We start from the raw sequence: 15,456 nt of genomic DNA, 5'->3' as shown, positions 1-15,456 counted from the left end.
AGGAAGAAAAAATGGAGTGGAGTCTGTCGCAGAATAAGCTGTTGGCGTTTCATCGCCTGATGCGCACTGACAAACCGATCGGCGCCTTGCTGCTGCTGTGGCCGACGCTGTGGGCGCTGTGGGTGGCCTCGCCGGGCGTCCCGCCGCTGTGGATCCTGGCGGTATTCGTCGCCGGCGTCTGGCTGATGCGCGCCGCCGGCTGCGTGGTGAATGACTATGCCGATCGAAAATTTGATGGTCACGTAAAGCGTACCGCCCGCCGTCCGCTGCCGAGCGGCGACGTCACCGAGAAAGAGGCGCGAACGCTGTTTATCGTTCTGGTGCTGCTCTCCTTCCTGCTGGTGCTCACCCTCAACACCATGACGATTTTGCTGTCGGTGGCGGCGCTGGCGCTGGCGTGGGTCTATCCGTTTATGAAGCGCTACACCCATCTGCCGCAGGTGGTGCTGGGGGCGGCCTTTGGCTGGTCGATCCCAATGGCCTTCTCGGCCGTCAGCGAATCGCTGCCGCTGAGCTGCTGGCTGATGTTCCTCGCCAACATTCTGTGGGCGGTGGCCTACGATACCCAGTATGCGATGGTGGATCGCGATGACGACGTCAAGATCGGCATTAAATCGACGGCGATCCTGTTCGGCGAAAACGATCGTCTGATTATCGGTATCCTGCAGGTGGCCGTGCTGGCGCTGATGGGCGCGGTAGGCTGGCTGAACGGGCTGGGCTGGGAATACTACTGGTCGCTGTTCGTGGCGGCGGGTCTGTTTGGCTGGCAGCAGAAGCTTATCTTCAATCGCGACCGCGATAACTGCTTTAAAGCGTTTATGAACAATAACTACGTCGGGCTGGTGCTGTTCCTCGGCCTGGCGATGAGCTACCTGTAAAATCCCTGTCCCCATCCTTGCCCCCCGGTTTGCCGGGGGGCGAGGAGGACAGCAAACGCCGCGTTACGCGTCGTCCTGCGTGACGCTTTCGATCGTCAGACGTACATCCGACGTAATCAAATCCGCCAGCATCCGATAGACCTTCAGGGTCTCTTCCGGCTCGGCATCGCCCGTATCGCTGATATAGCCTTCATCGCGCAGAGTCAGCACCAGGGTACTGAATACCGCTTTATCGAAGAACTCCGGCGCGTTGATGCCATGCAGCACCGACAGGCGCTGAGCCACGGTACGGCTCTCTTTCTCCAGCGAGCTGCGGTTGATAGACGGGTTAGCGCTCAGCAGCCAGAAGGTAATGGCGTAACGCTGCAGCGTCTCGCGGGCGCCTGCGGCCAACAGCTGCAGAGAGCGAGAGTGCGACGGGTTGAGGCTCATCACATCGCCATCGATGACGATCAGCTCCTGACGCAGCATCTCGGCAATCAGCGCATCCATCACTCCGGCCAGCTCCGCTTTCTCCCAGCGCAGGAACAGCTCGGCTTTGAGGAACGGATAGAGCGTTTCCACATGGCGCAGCACTTCGGCGCGGCTGAGATGACGATGCTGAGTCACCAGGGCGGCTAACAGCGACGGCATCACCAGCATATGGGCGATGTTGTTGCGATAGTAGGTCATCAGCACCGCCTGCTCGCGCGGCAGAATGATGATGTCGCCAATGGTGTCTTTCTCGACTTCGAACTTGTTCATCTGCAGCGCGTGGTCGATAAGTTCGCTGGCCGAAGCGGACGGCGCGGTGGCATCCGGCGAATAGGGCACATTGCGCAGCAGCGCGAGGTAACACTCCAGCTGCTGGGTGAGCTGCTCACGGGTCAGCGAACGCTGGCGGGAGGCCAGCAGCGCCGTACAGCAGAGGTTCATGGCGTTGGCCGCGCCGGCGTTGTTGATGCGTACCATCAGGTCAGCGGCGATGTTATTCACCGTCGGCGTCAGCCAGGAAGGGCGGACCGCTTCGATCGGGTCAATCGCTTCCCGCCACTCCGGCACATGGTGGTTCAGATAGGTCATCAGCGGCAGCGGTTCGCCGAAGTTAACGTAGCCCTGGCCAAGATTGCGCAGCTTGCTTAAGCCGCGCACCATCTGCGGCAGACTCTCTTTCTCTTTGGTGGCGCCGCGCAGCTCTTTGGCATAGGTCCCTACCTCCATCACGTGCTCGTAGCCGATGTAAATCGGCACCAGGGTGATCGGCCGGGTGCCGCCGCGCAGCATCGCCTGGATAGTCATCGACAGCGTACCGGTCTTCGGATCGAGCAGACGGCCGGTACGGGAGCGGCCGCCTTCGACGAAATACTCTACGGAATAGCCGCGGCTGAACAGTTCGCCAAGGTACTCGCGGAACACCGTGGAGTAGAGCTTATTGCCCTTAAAGGTGCGGCGAATAAAGAATGCGCCGAGGCGGCGGAAGATTGGCCCGGCTGGCCAGAAGTTAAGGTTGATACCCGCCGCGATATGCGGAGGCACCAGCCCCTGGTGGTACAGGACGTAAGAGAGCAGCAGATAGTCCATGTGGCTGCGGTGGCAGGGGACATAGACAATCTCATGGCCATCGTGCGCCAGCTGGCGTACGCGCTCGGCGTTATGCACGTTGATGCCCTGGTACAGGCGGTTCCAGGTGAAGCCGAGAATGCGGTCGGTCAGACGGATCATCTCGTAAGAGAAGTTCGCGGCAATCTCTTCCATCAGCGCAATCGCGTTCTGCTGGGCCTTCTCGTGGGAAATTTTCTTGCTGCGCGCTTCGTCTTCCACCGCCCGGGCAATGGCCTTCGACGCCAGCAGCTTGTTAAACAGATCCTGGCGGGCCGGCAGACGCGGGCCGACGGCGGCCAGGCGCTGGCGGGCAAAATGCATCCGCGCGACGCGAGCCAGTTTCTGGGCGATGATCTTATCGGTACCGTGCTCATCCGCCATGCGGCGCAGCGATACGGAAGGCGAGAAGCGCACGAAGCTGTCGCGGCCGAGCCAGGAGACGGCGAAAAATTTCTGAATGCCGTTAAGCATCCGCAGCGGCGGATTAACTTCCCCTTTCTCACGACCCGGCGAGCGGCCGAACATCACCGACACCGGCACCATTTGCACATCGAGATCCGGATGGTTGCGGTGCAGATCGAGGTAGTCGTGGAACAGCTTGATGGACTCTTCTTTTGGCGTGTAGTAGGTGAATACGCGCGGCCCGCCGTGGATGAATACGTAGCGCGGCAGCAGGGCGCCGTCGATTTCCAGCGGTTCAAGCGGGTCAGGTAAATCATGCGCCAGACATTGGGCGCGCAGCGTCAGCAGGTCCGCCTTGGAGTTATAGGGCAGGACGTACATGACCGGACGCGAGGTATCGAGTCCTAATTCCTGAGCAGGCTCTGCCGGAATAGACTTGCTTTTTACCAGCACCCGTAATGGTAAATTCAGTAATTTATAGTAAATTCGTTGCCAGCCGGACATAAACGATGTGAAGCCTCTGGTTAATCATGCAAATGCGCGGCAAGAATAACAGAAAGCGGGCAAAATTTCCGTTACCGCGCGGCAAACGCGTACACTCATCGACGTCATTTACATAAAAAGGTTTTGTGATGGCCAATAATACCACCGGGTTAACCCGAATCATTAAGGCGGCAGGTTACTCCTGGAAAGGATTTCGCGCGGCGTGGATCAACGAGGCCGCGTTTCGTCAGGAAGGTGTCGCCGCCATCGTGGCCGTCGCGATAGCCTGCTGGCTGGACGTCGACGCCATCACCCGCGTATTGCTGATTGGCTCGGTCCTGCTAGTGATGATAGTCGAAATTCTCAACAGCGCGATTGAGGCGGTCGTGGACCGTATTGGCTCGGATTATCACGAGCTTTCAGGGCGCGCCAAAGACATGGGGTCGGCGGCGGTCCTGCTGGCGATTATCATCGCGCTGATCACCTGGGGAACGCTGCTGTGGAGCCATTATCACTAACGTTCTTCGCTAACCCTCGCAAAATATAAACAATCTGCCGATTTTTGTGTGCCATGTGGTTCCAAAATCACCGTTAGCTGTATATACTCACAGCATAACTGTATATACACCCAGGGGGCGGAATGAAAGCGTTAACGACCAGGCAGCAAGAGGTGTTTGATCTCATTCGGGATCATATCAGCCAGACGGGCATGCCGCCGACGCGTGCGGAGATTGCTCAGCGCTTGGGGTTCCGTTCCCCAAACGCGGCGGAAGAACACCTGAAAGCGCTGGCGCGTAAAGGCGCAATCGAGATCGTCTCCGGCGCCTCGCGCGGTATCCGCCTGCTGACGGAAGAAGAGCACGGCCTGCCGCTGATCGGCCGCGTCGCCGCCGGCGAGCCGCTGCTGGCGCAGCAGCATATTGAAGGCCACTATCAGGTCGACCCGTCGATGTTCAAGCCCAACGCCGATTTTCTGCTGCGCGTCAGCGGGATGTCGATGAAAGACATCGGTATTCTGGATGGCGATCTGCTGGCGGTCCACAAAACCCAGGATGTGCGTAACGGCCAGGTGGTGGTAGCGCGCATTGACGATGAAGTGACGGTGAAGCGCCTGAAAAAGCAGGGCAACGTCGTCGAACTGTTGCCAGAAAACAGCGAATTTACCCCTATCGTTGTCGATCTGCGTCAGCAGAGTTTTACCATTGAGGGTCTGGCCGTTGGCGTGATCCGTAATGGAGAATGGCTGTAACGCCTGCCCCCGCGCAGCGTCATCTGATGCATGACGCTGCGACGTTTGTCCTCAATCAGGTCTCCGAACATGCTGCTCAACGCTGCCGATAAAGCGCTGTGGCGCCTTGCACTCCCCATGATTTTCTCCAATATCACCGTCCCGCTGTTGGGGCTGGTGGATACCGCGGTGATCGGCCACCTTGACAGCCCGGTATACCTCGGCGGCGTCGCGGTCGGAGCGACGGCCACCAGTTTCCTGTTTATGCTGCTGCTGTTTCTTCGCATGAGCACCACCGGGTTGACCGCTCAGGCCTGGGGGGCCAAAGATCCGCTGCGACTGGCACGGGCGCTGGTGCAGCCGCTGGCTCTGGCGCTGGGCGCCGGGGTGTTGATTATCCTGTTTCGCCTGCCGTTGATTAACCTCGCCCTGCATATCGTCGGCGGCAGCGAGGCGGTTCTCGAGCAGGCGAGACGGTTTCTCGATATCCGCTGGCTCAGCGCTCCCGCGTCGCTGGCCAACCTTGTGCTGCTCGGCTGGCTGCTGGGGGTCCAGTACGCCCGGGCGCCGGTGATTTTGCTGGTGGTCGGTAATCTGTTGAATATTGTGCTCGACCTGTGGCTGGTGATGGGCCTGCGGATGAACGTCCAGGGGGCGGCGCTGGCCACGGTCACCGCGGAGTACGCCACTCTCATTATCGGCCTGATGATGGCGAAGCGGGTGCTGACGCTGCGCGGCGTGTCGCTGGCGATGCTGAAAAACGCCTGGCGCGGGGACATGCGCCGTCTGCTGGCGTTGAATCGCGACATCATGCTGCGCTCCCTGCTGCTGCAGCTGTGCTTTGGCGCGCTGACCGTCTACGGCGCCCGTCTGGGCAGCGATATCGTGGCGGTCAACGCCGTACTAATGACCATGCTGACCTTTACCGCCTACGCGCTGGATGGCTTTGCCTATGCCGTGGAGGCCCACTCCGGCCAGGCCTACGGCGCGCGCGACGGCAGCCAGCTGCTGGAGGTGTGGCGGGCGGCCTGCCGGCAGTCCGGTATGGTGGCGCTTGCGTTTGCCCTGGTTTACAGCCTGGCGGGGGAGTACATCATCGCGCTGTTAACCTCACTGCCTTCCCTGCAGCAGCTGGCCGATCGCTATCTGATCTGGCAGACCATCCTGCCGGTGGTCGGGGTCTGGTGCTATCTGCTGGACGGCATGTTTATCGGCGCGACGCGCGGCGCGGAGATGCGGAACAGTATGGCGGTCGCCGCGGCCGGCTTCGCCGTGACGCTGCTTACGGTCCCGGCGCTCGGCAATCACGGCCTGTGGCTGGCGCTGGCGGTGTTTCTCGCGCTGCGAGGCCTGTCGCTGGCGCTGATCTGGCGCCGCCACTGGCGACGCGGCACCTGGTTTAGTTAGCCCTTTCTCTAGCTCGCCATTATCGGTGAACGTCCTCCGGTCGCGTCAGGCTTGCCGGAGCGACTCAGTAGCCCGGCCGAGCGTAGCGCGTGCCGGGAAAACCACCTTCAGCGTCTCCAATGAGGGCTATGGTTAAAAATTCCGAATAACGAATCGGCGCCAGCATTCTCATCTATAGTTAATACCATGTCCGGCACAAAACGGGCTGTAAACCCACCGAATGATGAGGACGTTATCATGAATAAAGACGAAATCGGCGGTAACTGGAAACAGTTGAAAGGTAAAGCCAAGGAACAGTGGGGCAAACTTACCGATGACGATATGACCGTAATCGAAGGGAAGCGCGACCAGCTGGTCGGCAAAATTCAGGAGCGTTACGGCTATGAGAAAGATCAGGCTGAGAAAGAAGTCTCAGACTGGGAGCATAAGAACGACTATCGCTGGTAGCGTTCCTTGATCCGAAGAATGAAGCATTTGTGTTAGTGCCTGTCTAAATGGCGCAGGGACGCGCCGTTAACCCTTTTTCCCGCTGCGGCTGCCGCTCAGCGGGCTTTCTTTTTGAGCTGAATCGTATGATCGTGCTGGCAGTGTCCCGGCGTGCTGCAGGCTTCCACTTCCACGCAGCTCGCGCAAAGGCCATGAGCTTCAATCACGTTGTGGCGCAGGGCGAAGCCCATTCTGGCCGCCAGCGTATGCATGATATCTTCCACCCCTTCAGCCGCCTCTTCCTTCACCACGCCGCAGCGGTCGCAGATAAACATGGCCGAGCTGTGGGTTGGCTGGTCAAAGAGATGACACAGCACATAGCTGTTGGTCGATTCCACCTTGTGGACAAAACCCTGCTCGAGTAAAAACTCCAGCGCGCGGTAGACCGTCGGCGGCTTCGCCTGCGGCTCTTTCTCACGCAGCAGATCCAGCAGGTCGTAGGCGCTGATTGCCCCTTGCTGCAGGCTCATCAGGCGCAACACTTCCAGACGCTGTGGGGTCAGGCGTACGCCGCGTTGCGCACACAGCTTTTCAGCATGCGCTAACATCTCTTGCGAAGGGGACTTATCCATGAGCATCCTCAGGTTGCGTGAAATTGAATCTGTTACTTTATCACGTTCCGCGGAAAACGCCGAGACCCGACGGGTGATGCGGGTCATACTTCAGATTGTCGGCGCCAGTCCACTCCCTGGCGCTGGCCGCTGACGCTCGTGGAGGCTGCGCCTTAGCCGGTCGCTAAAATCGTCATGCCCGATTTAATCGCAACACGCCTGACCCAGGGTATGCTATATCTGAAGTGTCTCATTTTCGGGAGAAAACGATGAAACGACCTGATTGCATTCGCCACTGGCGCGAACTGGAAGGGCCCGACGATGCCACTTATCCCGACAGCCCGGAGCGTTTTTCCATTGGCGCGCCGCTGGGGCGCGGTTTACGCCTCAACCGGCTGGGGATCCACCACGAGAGACTGCCGCCCGGGCGGCGCACCTCTTACCCGCACGCGGAGAGCGATGAGGAAGAGTTCATCTATGTGCTGGAGGGCTATCCGGAAGTGTGGATAAACGGCTATCTCTGGAAGCTGGAGCCGGGCGATAGCGTAGGTTTCCCCGCCGGCACCGGCGTTTGCCACACCTTTCTCAATAACACCGAGCAGGAGGTTCGTCTGTTGGTGGTGGGTGAGGCCAACAAAAAGTACAACCGAATTTACTACCCGCTCAATCCCGGCTATGCCGCGACGCGCCAGGATCGCTGGGTTGATCATCCGCCGCAGTTCTTTGGCCCACATGATGGCAAACCGCGGATAAAGTAATCGACACCGGGAAGGGGCGAAGCGCGGCGCACTACGCGCCTGTGGTTTATCTTTATGCTATAGTAGCGCCCCTTTTTACCCGGATGCTTATTTATTCGCCATGATGCCTGAATCAACGTCACCTGTTTTTCCTGCTCACCGCCTCTCCATCGCGCCGATGCTCGACTGGACTGACCGGCATTGCCGCTACTTCCTGCGGCTGCTGTCGCGGCATACGCTGCTGTATACCGAAATGGTGACCACCGGGGCGATTATTCACGGCAAAGGGGACTATCTGGCCTATAGCGAAGAAGAACACCCGGTTGCTCTGCAGCTCGGCGGCAGCGATCCGCAGGCCCTGGCGCAGTGCGCGAAGCTGGCCGAGGCGCGCGGCTATGATGAGATCAATCTCAACGTCGGCTGCCCCTCCGATCGGGTGCAGAACGGGATGTTTGGCGCCTGTCTGATGGGGAATGCCCAGCTGGTGGCCGACTGTATCAAAGCGATGCGCGATGTGGTGTCGATCCCGGTCACGGTGAAGACCCGTATCGGCATCGACGACCAGGATAGCTATGAATTCCTTTGCGATTTCATTGAGACGGTCTCCGGCAAGGGCGAATGTGAGATGTTTATTATTCACGCCCGCAAAGCCTGGCTCTCCGGTCTGAGCCCGAAAGAGAACCGCGAGATCCCGCCGCTGGATTACCCCCGCGTCTGGCAGCTGAAGCGCGACTTCCCCCATCTGACGATGGCGATTAACGGCGGCATCAAATCGCTGGATGAAGTCAGAGCACAGCTTGAGCATATGGATGGGGTGATGGTCGGGCGTGAGGCCTATCAGAATCCGGGCATTCTGGCTTCGGTCGACCGGGAGATTTTCGGCGTCGCCGGTGCGGATGCCGATCCCGTGGCCGTCGTGCGGGCCATGTACCCGTATATTGAGCGCGAGCTCAGCAAGGGTACTTATCTGGGCCATATCACCCGTCATATGCTGGGACTGTTTCAGGGTATCCCGGGCGCCCGCCAGTGGCGTCGCTACCTGAGCGAGAATGCGCATAAAGCCGGCGCCGACATTGCGGTGCTGGAGCAGGCCCTGAAGCTGGTGGCCGATAAGCGTTAGTTTCTCACCAAAACCTGGTGAAATTGACCACGCCCCGCACACCATTGCGGGGCGTTTTCTTTTAAATTCAATTATTTATTGTTGGCATGTTTTTTGTAATACCTGCAGAGCGACGTATTAATGACTGTGGGGAGAGAGCCATGCTGGAACTGTTATTTGTCATCGGATTTTTTGTCATGCTGCTGGTCACCGGCGTATCGCTGTTGGGGATTATCGCCGCCATCGTGGTGGCTACGGCGCTGATGTTCGTCGGCGGTTTGTTTGCTTTAATGATTAAATTGCTGCCGTGGCTGCTGTTGGCGGTGGTGGTGGTGTGGGTTATTCGGGCACTGAAAACCCCGGACGGAAACGCTTTTCGCGACAATAACCGTTGGCGTTACTAAGGTATTGAGGGGTATGTCACAACCTGAACAATTTTGCACAGAACCGCGTAGGCATTACTGCGCAAATCTGTCACTATTAGCGCGTTAACGAATTCATCGCGCTGTACCCTACATACAGCCGAACTAAAAAAAAGTAAGGGCTTCCCAGGTGGAAGCCCTAAACTTTTGTCCCTTTGTCCGCTTACGGCAGCAGCAGACTCGACCCCTGTGTCACCCGGCTCTCCAGAACTTCATGCGCCCGTCGCGCTTCGGTCAGCGGATAGGTCTGACTCTCGGGCACGTCCACTTTAATCACGCCGCTGGCGATCAGCGAAAACAGCTCACTACAGGCTTCCGCCAGCTCTTCCCGGTTGGTGATATAGCCCTGCAGCGATGGGCGGGTGACGTACAGAGAACCTTTCTGGTTCAGGATCCCCAGATTAACGCCGGTTACCGGGCCGGAGGAGTTGCCAAAGCTGACCATCAGGCCGCGGCGTTGCAGACAGTCCAGAGAGGCTTCCCAGGTATCTTTCCCTACCGAGTCATAGACCACGGCGACTTTCTTACCGTCGGTGAGCGCTTTGAGCCGCTCCGCGATAGGTTCTTCGCGATAGTTAATCACCTGCCAGGCGCCCGCCGCTTTGGCGCGCTGCGCCTTCTGCGCGCTGCCGACGGTGCCGATAAGTTTCGCCCCCAGCGCTTTCGCCCACTGACAGGCTATCAGCCCCACGCCGCCGGCGGCCGCGTGAAACAGGAACATCTCATCAGGCTTAATTTCATAGGTTTTGCGCAGCAGATACCAGACCGTTAATCCCTTGAGGAATGACGCGGCGGCCTGTTCGAAAGAGATGGCGTCCGGGAGGACCGCCGCTTTGTCGGCCAGCACATTGTGCACCGTGCTGTAGGCGCCGAGCGCCGACTGGGCATACACCACCCGATCGCCTACCTTAATGTGCGATACCCCATGGCCAACTTTACTGACGACGCCGGCCGCTTCGGTGCCGAGGCCGCTCGGCAGCGAGGGCGGCGGATAGAGGCCGCCACGAACATAGGTGTCGATATAATTGATACCGATGGCTTTGTTTTCGACCTGAATTTCATGCTCAGCGGGATCGCGGGGCGTGAATTCAACCGCCTGAAGCACCTCCGGCCCCCCGTGTTTTGAAAATTCGATGCGTGTTGCCATGTTCGCTCCTGTGTTGTTCTGAGATTATCCAGTAAGCTTAACAGCCTGCGGCGGCGGCGACGGATTTTCTTACCCGCCTCAGGCCAGTCACGCTGAATGGGTTCTTTAGCGGCAATGGCTTTCTCGCTATACTGTCACGCTCTTTTCCGTATCGGTGAAACGTTAGGCTATGGCAGGAAATAAACCCTTCAACAAACCACAGACAGAAACCCGCGAACGCGATCCGCAGCTCGCCGGGCTGAAAGTCCCGCCGCACTCGATTGAAGCGGAGCAGTCGGTGTTGGGCGGTTTAATGCTGGATAACGAGCGCTGGGACGACGTCGCCGAACGCGTCGTTGCCGACGACTTTTATACCCGTCCGCATCGTCATATCTTTACCGAGATGGCGCGCCTGCAGGAGTCGGGCAGCCCGATTGACCTGATCACCCTTGCGGAGTCGCTGGAGCGTCAGGGACAGCTGGACAGCGTGGGCGGCTTCGCCTATCTGGCTGAACTGTCCAAAAATACCCCCAGCGCGGCAAACATCAGCGCCTATGCCGACATCGTGCGCGAACGCGCGGTCGTGCGCGAGATGATCTCGGTGGCCAATGAGATCGCCGAGGCCGGTTTCGACCCGCAGGGGCGAACCAGCGAAGATCTGCTCGACCTCGCCGAGTCCCGCGTCTTTAAAATCGCTGAAAGCCGGGCCAATAAAGACGAAGGGCCGAAAAACATCGCCGATGTCCTCGACGCCACCGTCGCCCGTATCGAACAGCTGTTCCAGCAGCCCCACGACGGCGTTACCGGGGTCAACACCGGCTACGACGACCTCAACAAAAAGACCGCCGGCCTGCAGCCGTCGGATCTGATTATCGTCGCCGCCCGTCCGTCGATGGGTAAAACGACCTTCGCCATGAACCTCGTGGAAAACGCAGCGATGCTGCAGGACAAGCCGGTACTCATCTTCAGTCTCGAGATGCCCTCGGAACAGATCATGATGCGTTCTCTGGCCTCGCTGTCGCGCGTCGATCAGACCCGCATTCGTACCGGTCAGCTGGACGATGAGGACTGGGCGCGGATCTCCGGCACCATGGGCATTCTGCTGGAAAAACGTAACATCTATATCGATGACTCCTCCGGCCTGACGCCGACGGAAGTGCGTTCCCGCGCGCGGCGTATCGCTCGCGAGCACGGCGGCATCGGGCTGATTATGATCGACTACCTGCAGCTGATGCGCGTGCCGTCGCTCTCCGACAACCGTACCCTCGAGATCGCCGAAATCTCCCGCTCGCTGAAGGCGCTGGCCAAAGAGCTGCAGGTGCCGGTGGTGGCGCTGTCGCAGCTGAACCGCTCGCTGGAGCAACGTGCCGATAAACGCCCGGTCAACTCCGACCTGCGTGAGTCCGGCTCTATCGAACAGGATGCCGACTTAATCATGTTCATTTACCGTGATGAGGTCTATCACGAGAACAGCGATCTGAAGGGCATCGCGGAAATTATCATTGGTAAACAACGTAACGGCCCGATCGGCACCGTGCGACTGACCTTCAACGGCCAGTGGTCGCGTTTCGATAATTATGCTGGCCCTCAGTATGATGATGAGTAACCCTTCCTCCTTCTTTAATTAAGGAATTCAAATGCAAGCGGCAACTGTAGTTATCAACCGCCGCGCTCTGCGACACAACCTGCAACGTCTGCGTGAACTGGCGCCTGCCAGCAAACTGGTTGCGGTGGTGAAAGCGAACGCCTACGGACACGGTCTTCTTGAGACCGCGCGAACGCTGACCGACGCCGACGCTTTTGGCGTCGCCCGCCTGGAAGAGGCGCTGCGCCTGCGAGCGGGGGGGATCGCCCAGCCGATCCTCCTGCTGGAAGGCTTTTTTGCGGCGGAAGACCTGGCGGTGATCGCCGCTCAGCGTCTGCATACGGCGGTGCATAGCCCCGAACAGCTGGCGGCGCTGGAGCAAGCCGACCTCCCCGAGCCGGTGACCGTGTGGATGAAACTGGATACCGGTATGCATCGCTTAGGGGTGCGCCCGGAGGAAGCTGAGGCGTTTTATCAGCGTCTGAGCCAGTGCAAAAACGTCCGCCAGCCGGTCAACGTGGTGAGCCACTTCGCCCGCGCCGATGAGCCGACCTGCGGCGCCACCGAACGGCAGCTGGATATCTTCACCACCTTTACCGATGGCAAGCCGGGATGGCGCTCTATTGCCGCCTCGGGTGGCATCCTGCTGTGGCCGCAGTCGCATTATGACTGGGTGCGTCCGGGCATTATCCTGTATGGCGTGTCGCCGCTGGACGATCGCTCCACCGGGAAAGATTTTGGCTGTCAGCCGGTGATGACCCTGACGTCCAGCCTGATTGCCGTGCGCGAGCATAAAGCAGGGGAGCCCGTCGGCTACGGCGGCACCTGGATCAGCGAACGCGACACTCGGCTCGGCGTGGTCGCGATGGGCTATGGCGACGGTTATCCGCGCGCCGCGCCGTCGGGCACCCCAGTGCTGGTCAATGGCCGCGAAGTGCCGATTGTCGGCCGGGTGGCGATGGATATGATCTGTGTTGACCTCGGCCCGCAGGCCGAGGATAAAGCCGGCGACGCGGTGGTGCTGTGGGGAGAGGGACTCCCGGTAGAGCGCATCGCCGAGATAACGAAAGTGAGCGCTTACGAACTTATTACGCGACTGACCTCCCGCGTAGCCATGAAATACCTCGACTAAGCCTCGTTCGTACCGGATAGCTCAGACGCTGGTCCGGTACGCAATCGGTATAGCCGCGGACAAAAAAGCGGTTTATACCGCTGCGCAGTCACTTTCCCCTCAACATCCTCTCGACCTGCCGTCATATCCGGTTTATTGTGTAAGAACCTGCCCTATGTAAACCTGGAGATACATCGCGTGTTTCAAAAAGTTGACGCCTACGCCGGCGACCCAATTCTTTCTCTGATGGAACGCTTCAAAGAAGACCCGCGAAGCGACAAAGTCAACCTGAGTATCGGGCTGTATTACAACGATGACGGCATTATCCCGCAGCTGCAGGCGGTGGCGGAAGCGGAAGCGCGCCTGAACGCCGAGCCGCACGGCGCCTCGCTGTATCTGCCGATGGAAGGGCTGAGCGGCTACCGCCAGGCGATTGCCCCGCTGCTGTTTGGCGCAGAGCATACCGCGCTTAAGCAAAACCGCATCGCCTCCATTCAGACGGTCGGCGGTTCGGGCGCGCTGAAGGTCGGGGCCGACTTCCTCAAACGCTACTTTCCTGAGTCTCATGTCTGGGTCAGTGACCCGACCTGGGAAAACCACATCGCCATATTTGAAGGGGCTGGCTTCGAAGTAAGTACTTACCCCTGGTTTGATAAAGCCACCAACGGCGTGCGCTTTGAAGCGCTGCTGGCGACGCTGCAAACGCTGCCGGCGCGCGACATTGTGCTGCTGCACCCCTGCTGCCACAACCCGACCGGCGCCGACCTGACGCCGGAACAGTGGGATCGTGTGGTGGAGATCCTGAAAGCGCGTCAGCTGATCCCGTTCCTCGATATCGCCTACCAGGGCTTTGGCGCAGGGCTGGAAGAGGATGCCTACGCCATTCGCGCCATCGCCAGCGCCGGGATGCCGATGCTGGTCAGCAACTCTTTCTCCAAAATTTTCTCCCTGTACGGGGAGCGCGTCGGCGGCCTGTCGGTGGTCTGTGAAGACAGTGAAACCGCAGGCCGCGTGCTGGGCCAGCTGAAGGCCACCGTGCGCCGCAACTACTCCAGCCCGCCGAGCTTTGGCGCGCAGGTGGTGGCGACGGTGCTGAACGATGCCGGGCTGAAAGCCACCTGGCAGGCGGAAGTGGACGCCATGCGCGCGCATATCCTGACCATGCGTCAGGCGCTGGTCGACGCGCTGCAGCAGGTTGCTCCGGGCAGCAAAGTGGATTATCTGCTCAAGCAGCGCGGGATGTTCAGCTACACCGGCTTCAGCGCGGCGCAGGTGGATCGCCTGCGCGACGAGTTTGGCGTCTACCTGATTGCCAGCGGACGTATGTGCGTGGCGGGGTTAAACTCACGTAATGTTCAGCAGGTAGCGAAAGCCTTTGCCGCGGTAATGTAAGCCGCTCTCCAGCAGGTTGTCTCTGCCGGTCAACGGGCAGGGGCAACCCCCTCTGATTGTGATCATCCTCTTTTTCTATGACATCTGCGCGAAAAAGGCTTTTCATCCCTGCCGCCTGCGGGTAAGGTCGGGACGTTACTAAGCATGCACATTATTGAAAACAATAATGATTGATAGATTTAGGGATAAATATGCGCAAACTTACTCTCGCCCTTGCGGCGGCCTCTCTCCTGTTCACGCTGAACAGCGCCGTCGTGGCGCGCGCCTCCACGCCGCAGCCGCTGTGGGTCGGTACCAACGTGGCCCAGCTGGCCGAGCAGGCGCCGATCCACTGGGTTTCGGTGGCGCAAATTGAGAACAGCCTGCTGGGGCGTCCGCCGATGGCCGTCGGTTTTGATATCGATGATACCGTCCTCTTCTCCAGTCCCGGTTTCTGGCGCGGGCAAAAAACCTTCTCCCCCGGCAGTGAGGATTACCTGAAAAACCCGCAGTTCTGGGAAAAAATGAACAACGGCTGGGACGAATTCAGTATGCCAAAAGAGGTGGCGCGCCAGCTGATTGCCATGCATGTGAAGCGTGGCGACAGCATCTGGTTCGTCACCGGCCGCAGCCAGACCAAAACAGAAACCGTTTCTAAAACCCTGCAGGATGATTTCCTCATCCCGGCCGCCAATATGAACCCGGTGATTTTCGCTGGCGATAAGCCGGGTCAGAACACCAAGACCCAGTGGCTGCAGGCGAAGCAGATAAAGGTTTTCTATGGCGACTCGGATAACGACATTACCGCTGCCCGCGAGGCGGGCGCCCGCGGGATCCGCGTGCTGCGCGCCGCCAACTCCTCCTACAAGCCGCTGCCGATGGCCGGCGCGCTGGGCGAAGAAGTGATCGTCAATTCCGAATACTGATGGGCGCCTGAACGGGATAAACGGCAGCGGTGACGCTGCCGTTTTTTTATGCAAAATCCGGGG

15 protein-coding genes are annotated in these 15,456 nt (G+C 59.3%); 12 read left to right on the top strand and 3 right to left on the bottom strand.

The features are described 5' to 3' along the window. Nucleotides 1–11 precede the first annotated feature (11 nt). Nucleotides 12–878, top strand: a complete 867-nt coding sequence (ubiA, locus tag ABLV04_RS05785) for a 4-hydroxybenzoate octaprenyltransferase (protein ID WP_002884808.1) — start codon at nucleotides 12–14, stop codon at nucleotides 876–878. 63 nt (nucleotides 879–941) lie between these two features. On the opposite strand, the gene plsB is transcribed toward ubiA, so the two are convergent. Next, the gene (gene plsB / locus ABLV04_RS05780) at nucleotides 942–3,365 is read right to left on the bottom strand and encodes a glycerol-3-phosphate 1-O-acyltransferase PlsB (RefSeq protein WP_017900122.1); all 2,424 of its coding nucleotides are present in this window, start codon (nucleotides 3,363–3,365) and stop codon (nucleotides 942–944) included. Between the two features lie 128 nt (nucleotides 3,366–3,493). Here plsB and ABLV04_RS05775 point away from each other — a divergent pair, with 128 nt between their 5' ends. The 4 genes from ABLV04_RS05775 to ABLV04_RS05760 all read left to right on the top strand — a co-directional run bounded on the left by ABLV04_RS05775 (nucleotide 3,494) and on the right by ABLV04_RS05760 (nucleotide 6,426). Further along, entirely contained in the window at nucleotides 3,494–3,862 is a 369-nt protein-coding gene (locus ABLV04_RS05775) for a diacylglycerol kinase (RefSeq protein ID WP_004206290.1), read from the top strand. A 122-nt stretch (nucleotides 3,863–3,984) separates the two neighbouring features. Continuing rightward, complete coding sequence (gene lexA / locus ABLV04_RS05770) at nucleotides 3,985–4,593, top strand: transcriptional repressor LexA (protein WP_004206291.1); 609 nt, start codon at nucleotides 3,985–3,987, stop codon at nucleotides 4,591–4,593. A gap of 69 nt (nucleotides 4,594–4,662) precedes the next feature. Further along, the gene (gene dinF / locus ABLV04_RS05765; protein ID WP_044525128.1) at nucleotides 4,663–5,979 is read left to right on the top strand and encodes an MATE family efflux transporter DinF; all 1,317 of its coding nucleotides are present in this window, start codon (nucleotides 4,663–4,665) and stop codon (nucleotides 5,977–5,979) included. Nucleotides 5,980–6,216: 237 nt separating this feature from the next. Next, entirely contained in the window at nucleotides 6,217–6,426 is a 210-nt protein-coding gene (locus ABLV04_RS05760; protein ID WP_023291626.1) for a CsbD family protein, read from the top strand. A 95-nt stretch (nucleotides 6,427–6,521) separates the two neighbouring features. Here ABLV04_RS05760 and zur read toward each other — a convergent pair whose 3' ends face one another. Then, complete coding sequence (zur, locus tag ABLV04_RS05755; RefSeq protein WP_023291627.1) at nucleotides 6,522–7,037, bottom strand: zinc uptake transcriptional repressor Zur; 516 nt, start codon at nucleotides 7,035–7,037, stop codon at nucleotides 6,522–6,524. Nucleotides 7,038–7,285: 248 nt separating this feature from the next. Between zur and ABLV04_RS05750 the strand changes: the two genes are divergently transcribed. From ABLV04_RS05750 to pspG, 3 genes are all read left to right on the top strand, one after another. Beyond that, a complete protein-coding gene (locus ABLV04_RS05750; protein ID WP_023291628.1) occupies nucleotides 7,286–7,774 on the top strand; it encodes a cupin domain-containing protein in 489 nt (162 codons plus the stop codon). A 100-nt stretch (nucleotides 7,775–7,874) separates the two neighbouring features. After that, entirely contained in the window at nucleotides 7,875–8,873 is a 999-nt protein-coding gene (dusA, locus tag ABLV04_RS05745) for a tRNA dihydrouridine(20/20a) synthase DusA (protein WP_089503746.1), read from the top strand. Between the two features lie 140 nt (nucleotides 8,874–9,013). After that, nucleotides 9,014–9,256, top strand: coding sequence for an envelope stress response protein PspG (pspG, locus tag ABLV04_RS05740; RefSeq protein ID WP_004206297.1), 243 nt, complete (start codon nucleotides 9,014–9,016; stop codon nucleotides 9,254–9,256). A gap of 181 nt (nucleotides 9,257–9,437) precedes the next feature. Here the strand turns inward: pspG and ABLV04_RS05735 are convergent, their stop codons facing one another. Continuing rightward, complete coding sequence (locus ABLV04_RS05735) at nucleotides 9,438–10,421, bottom strand: quinone oxidoreductase (RefSeq protein ID WP_023291630.1); 984 nt, start codon at nucleotides 10,419–10,421, stop codon at nucleotides 9,438–9,440. A gap of 169 nt (nucleotides 10,422–10,590) precedes the next feature. On the opposite strand from ABLV04_RS05735, the gene dnaB reads away from it, so the two are divergent. The 4 genes from dnaB (at nucleotide 10,591) to aphA (ending at nucleotide 15,393) form a co-directional block, all read left to right on the top strand. Then, nucleotides 10,591–12,006 (top strand): replicative DNA helicase, encoded by a 1,416-nt coding sequence (gene dnaB, locus ABLV04_RS05730; RefSeq protein WP_002884942.1) that lies wholly within the window; start codon nucleotides 10,591–10,593, stop codon nucleotides 12,004–12,006. Nucleotides 12,007–12,037: 31 nt separating this feature from the next. Further along, the gene (gene alr, locus ABLV04_RS05725; RefSeq protein ID WP_023291631.1) at nucleotides 12,038–13,117 is read left to right on the top strand and encodes an alanine racemase; all 1,080 of its coding nucleotides are present in this window, start codon (nucleotides 12,038–12,040) and stop codon (nucleotides 13,115–13,117) included. Between the two features lie 177 nt (nucleotides 13,118–13,294). Further along, nucleotides 13,295–14,488, top strand: a complete 1,194-nt coding sequence (gene tyrB, locus ABLV04_RS05720) for an aromatic amino acid transaminase (RefSeq protein ID WP_048296433.1) — start codon at nucleotides 13,295–13,297, stop codon at nucleotides 14,486–14,488. Nucleotides 14,489–14,679: 191 nt separating this feature from the next. Beyond that, on the top strand, nucleotides 14,680–15,393 hold the full coding sequence (aphA, locus tag ABLV04_RS05715; protein WP_004151745.1) for an acid phosphatase AphA: 714 nt from the start codon (nucleotides 14,680–14,682) through the stop codon (nucleotides 15,391–15,393). Nucleotides 15,394–15,456 lie beyond the last annotated feature (63 nt).

Origin of the sequence: Klebsiella sp. JN_Kp127 (assembly GCF_040062505.1) — a bacterium.
Classification (GTDB): Bacteria; Pseudomonadota; Gammaproteobacteria; order Enterobacterales; family Enterobacteriaceae; genus Klebsiella; species Klebsiella quasipneumoniae.
The sequence above is the reverse complement of the archived record's forward strand: the minus strand, read 5'-3'. Positions and strand labels throughout refer to the sequence as shown.

Excerpts from the sequence above, each read along its gene's own strand:
- zur (WP_023291627.1), bottom strand. The coding sequence starts at position 7,037 with ATGGATAAGTCCCCTTCGCAAGAGATGTTAGCGCATGCTGAAAAGCTG.
- ABLV04_RS05735 (WP_023291630.1), bottom strand. The coding sequence starts at position 10,421 with ATGGCAACACGCATCGAATTTTCAAAACACGGGGGGCCGGAGGTGCTT.
- ABLV04_RS05760 (WP_023291626.1), top strand. The coding sequence starts at position 6,217 with ATGAATAAAGACGAAATCGGCGGTAACTGGAAACAGTTGAAAGGTAAA.
- ABLV04_RS05775 (WP_004206290.1), top strand. The coding sequence starts at position 3,494 with ATGGCCAATAATACCACCGGGTTAACCCGAATCATTAAGGCGGCAGGT.
- aphA (WP_004151745.1), top strand. The coding sequence starts at position 14,680 with ATGCGCAAACTTACTCTCGCCCTTGCGGCGGCCTCTCTCCTGTTCACG.
- alr (WP_023291631.1), top strand. The coding sequence starts at position 12,038 with ATGCAAGCGGCAACTGTAGTTATCAACCGCCGCGCTCTGCGACACAAC.
- ABLV04_RS05750 (WP_023291628.1), top strand. The coding sequence starts at position 7,286 with ATGAAACGACCTGATTGCATTCGCCACTGGCGCGAACTGGAAGGGCCC.
- dnaB (WP_002884942.1), top strand. The coding sequence starts at position 10,591 with ATGGCAGGAAATAAACCCTTCAACAAACCACAGACAGAAACCCGCGAA.
- dinF (WP_044525128.1), top strand. The coding sequence starts at position 4,663 with ATGCTGCTCAACGCTGCCGATAAAGCGCTGTGGCGCCTTGCACTCCCC.
- pspG (WP_004206297.1), top strand. The coding sequence starts at position 9,014 with ATGCTGGAACTGTTATTTGTCATCGGATTTTTTGTCATGCTGCTGGTC.
- plsB (WP_017900122.1), bottom strand. The coding sequence starts at position 3,365 with ATGTCCGGCTGGCAACGAATTTACTATAAATTACTGAATTTACCATTA.
- dusA (WP_089503746.1), top strand. The coding sequence starts at position 7,875 with ATGATGCCTGAATCAACGTCACCTGTTTTTCCTGCTCACCGCCTCTCC.
- lexA (WP_004206291.1), top strand. The coding sequence starts at position 3,985 with ATGAAAGCGTTAACGACCAGGCAGCAAGAGGTGTTTGATCTCATTCGG.
- ubiA (WP_002884808.1), top strand. The coding sequence starts at position 12 with ATGGAGTGGAGTCTGTCGCAGAATAAGCTGTTGGCGTTTCATCGCCTG.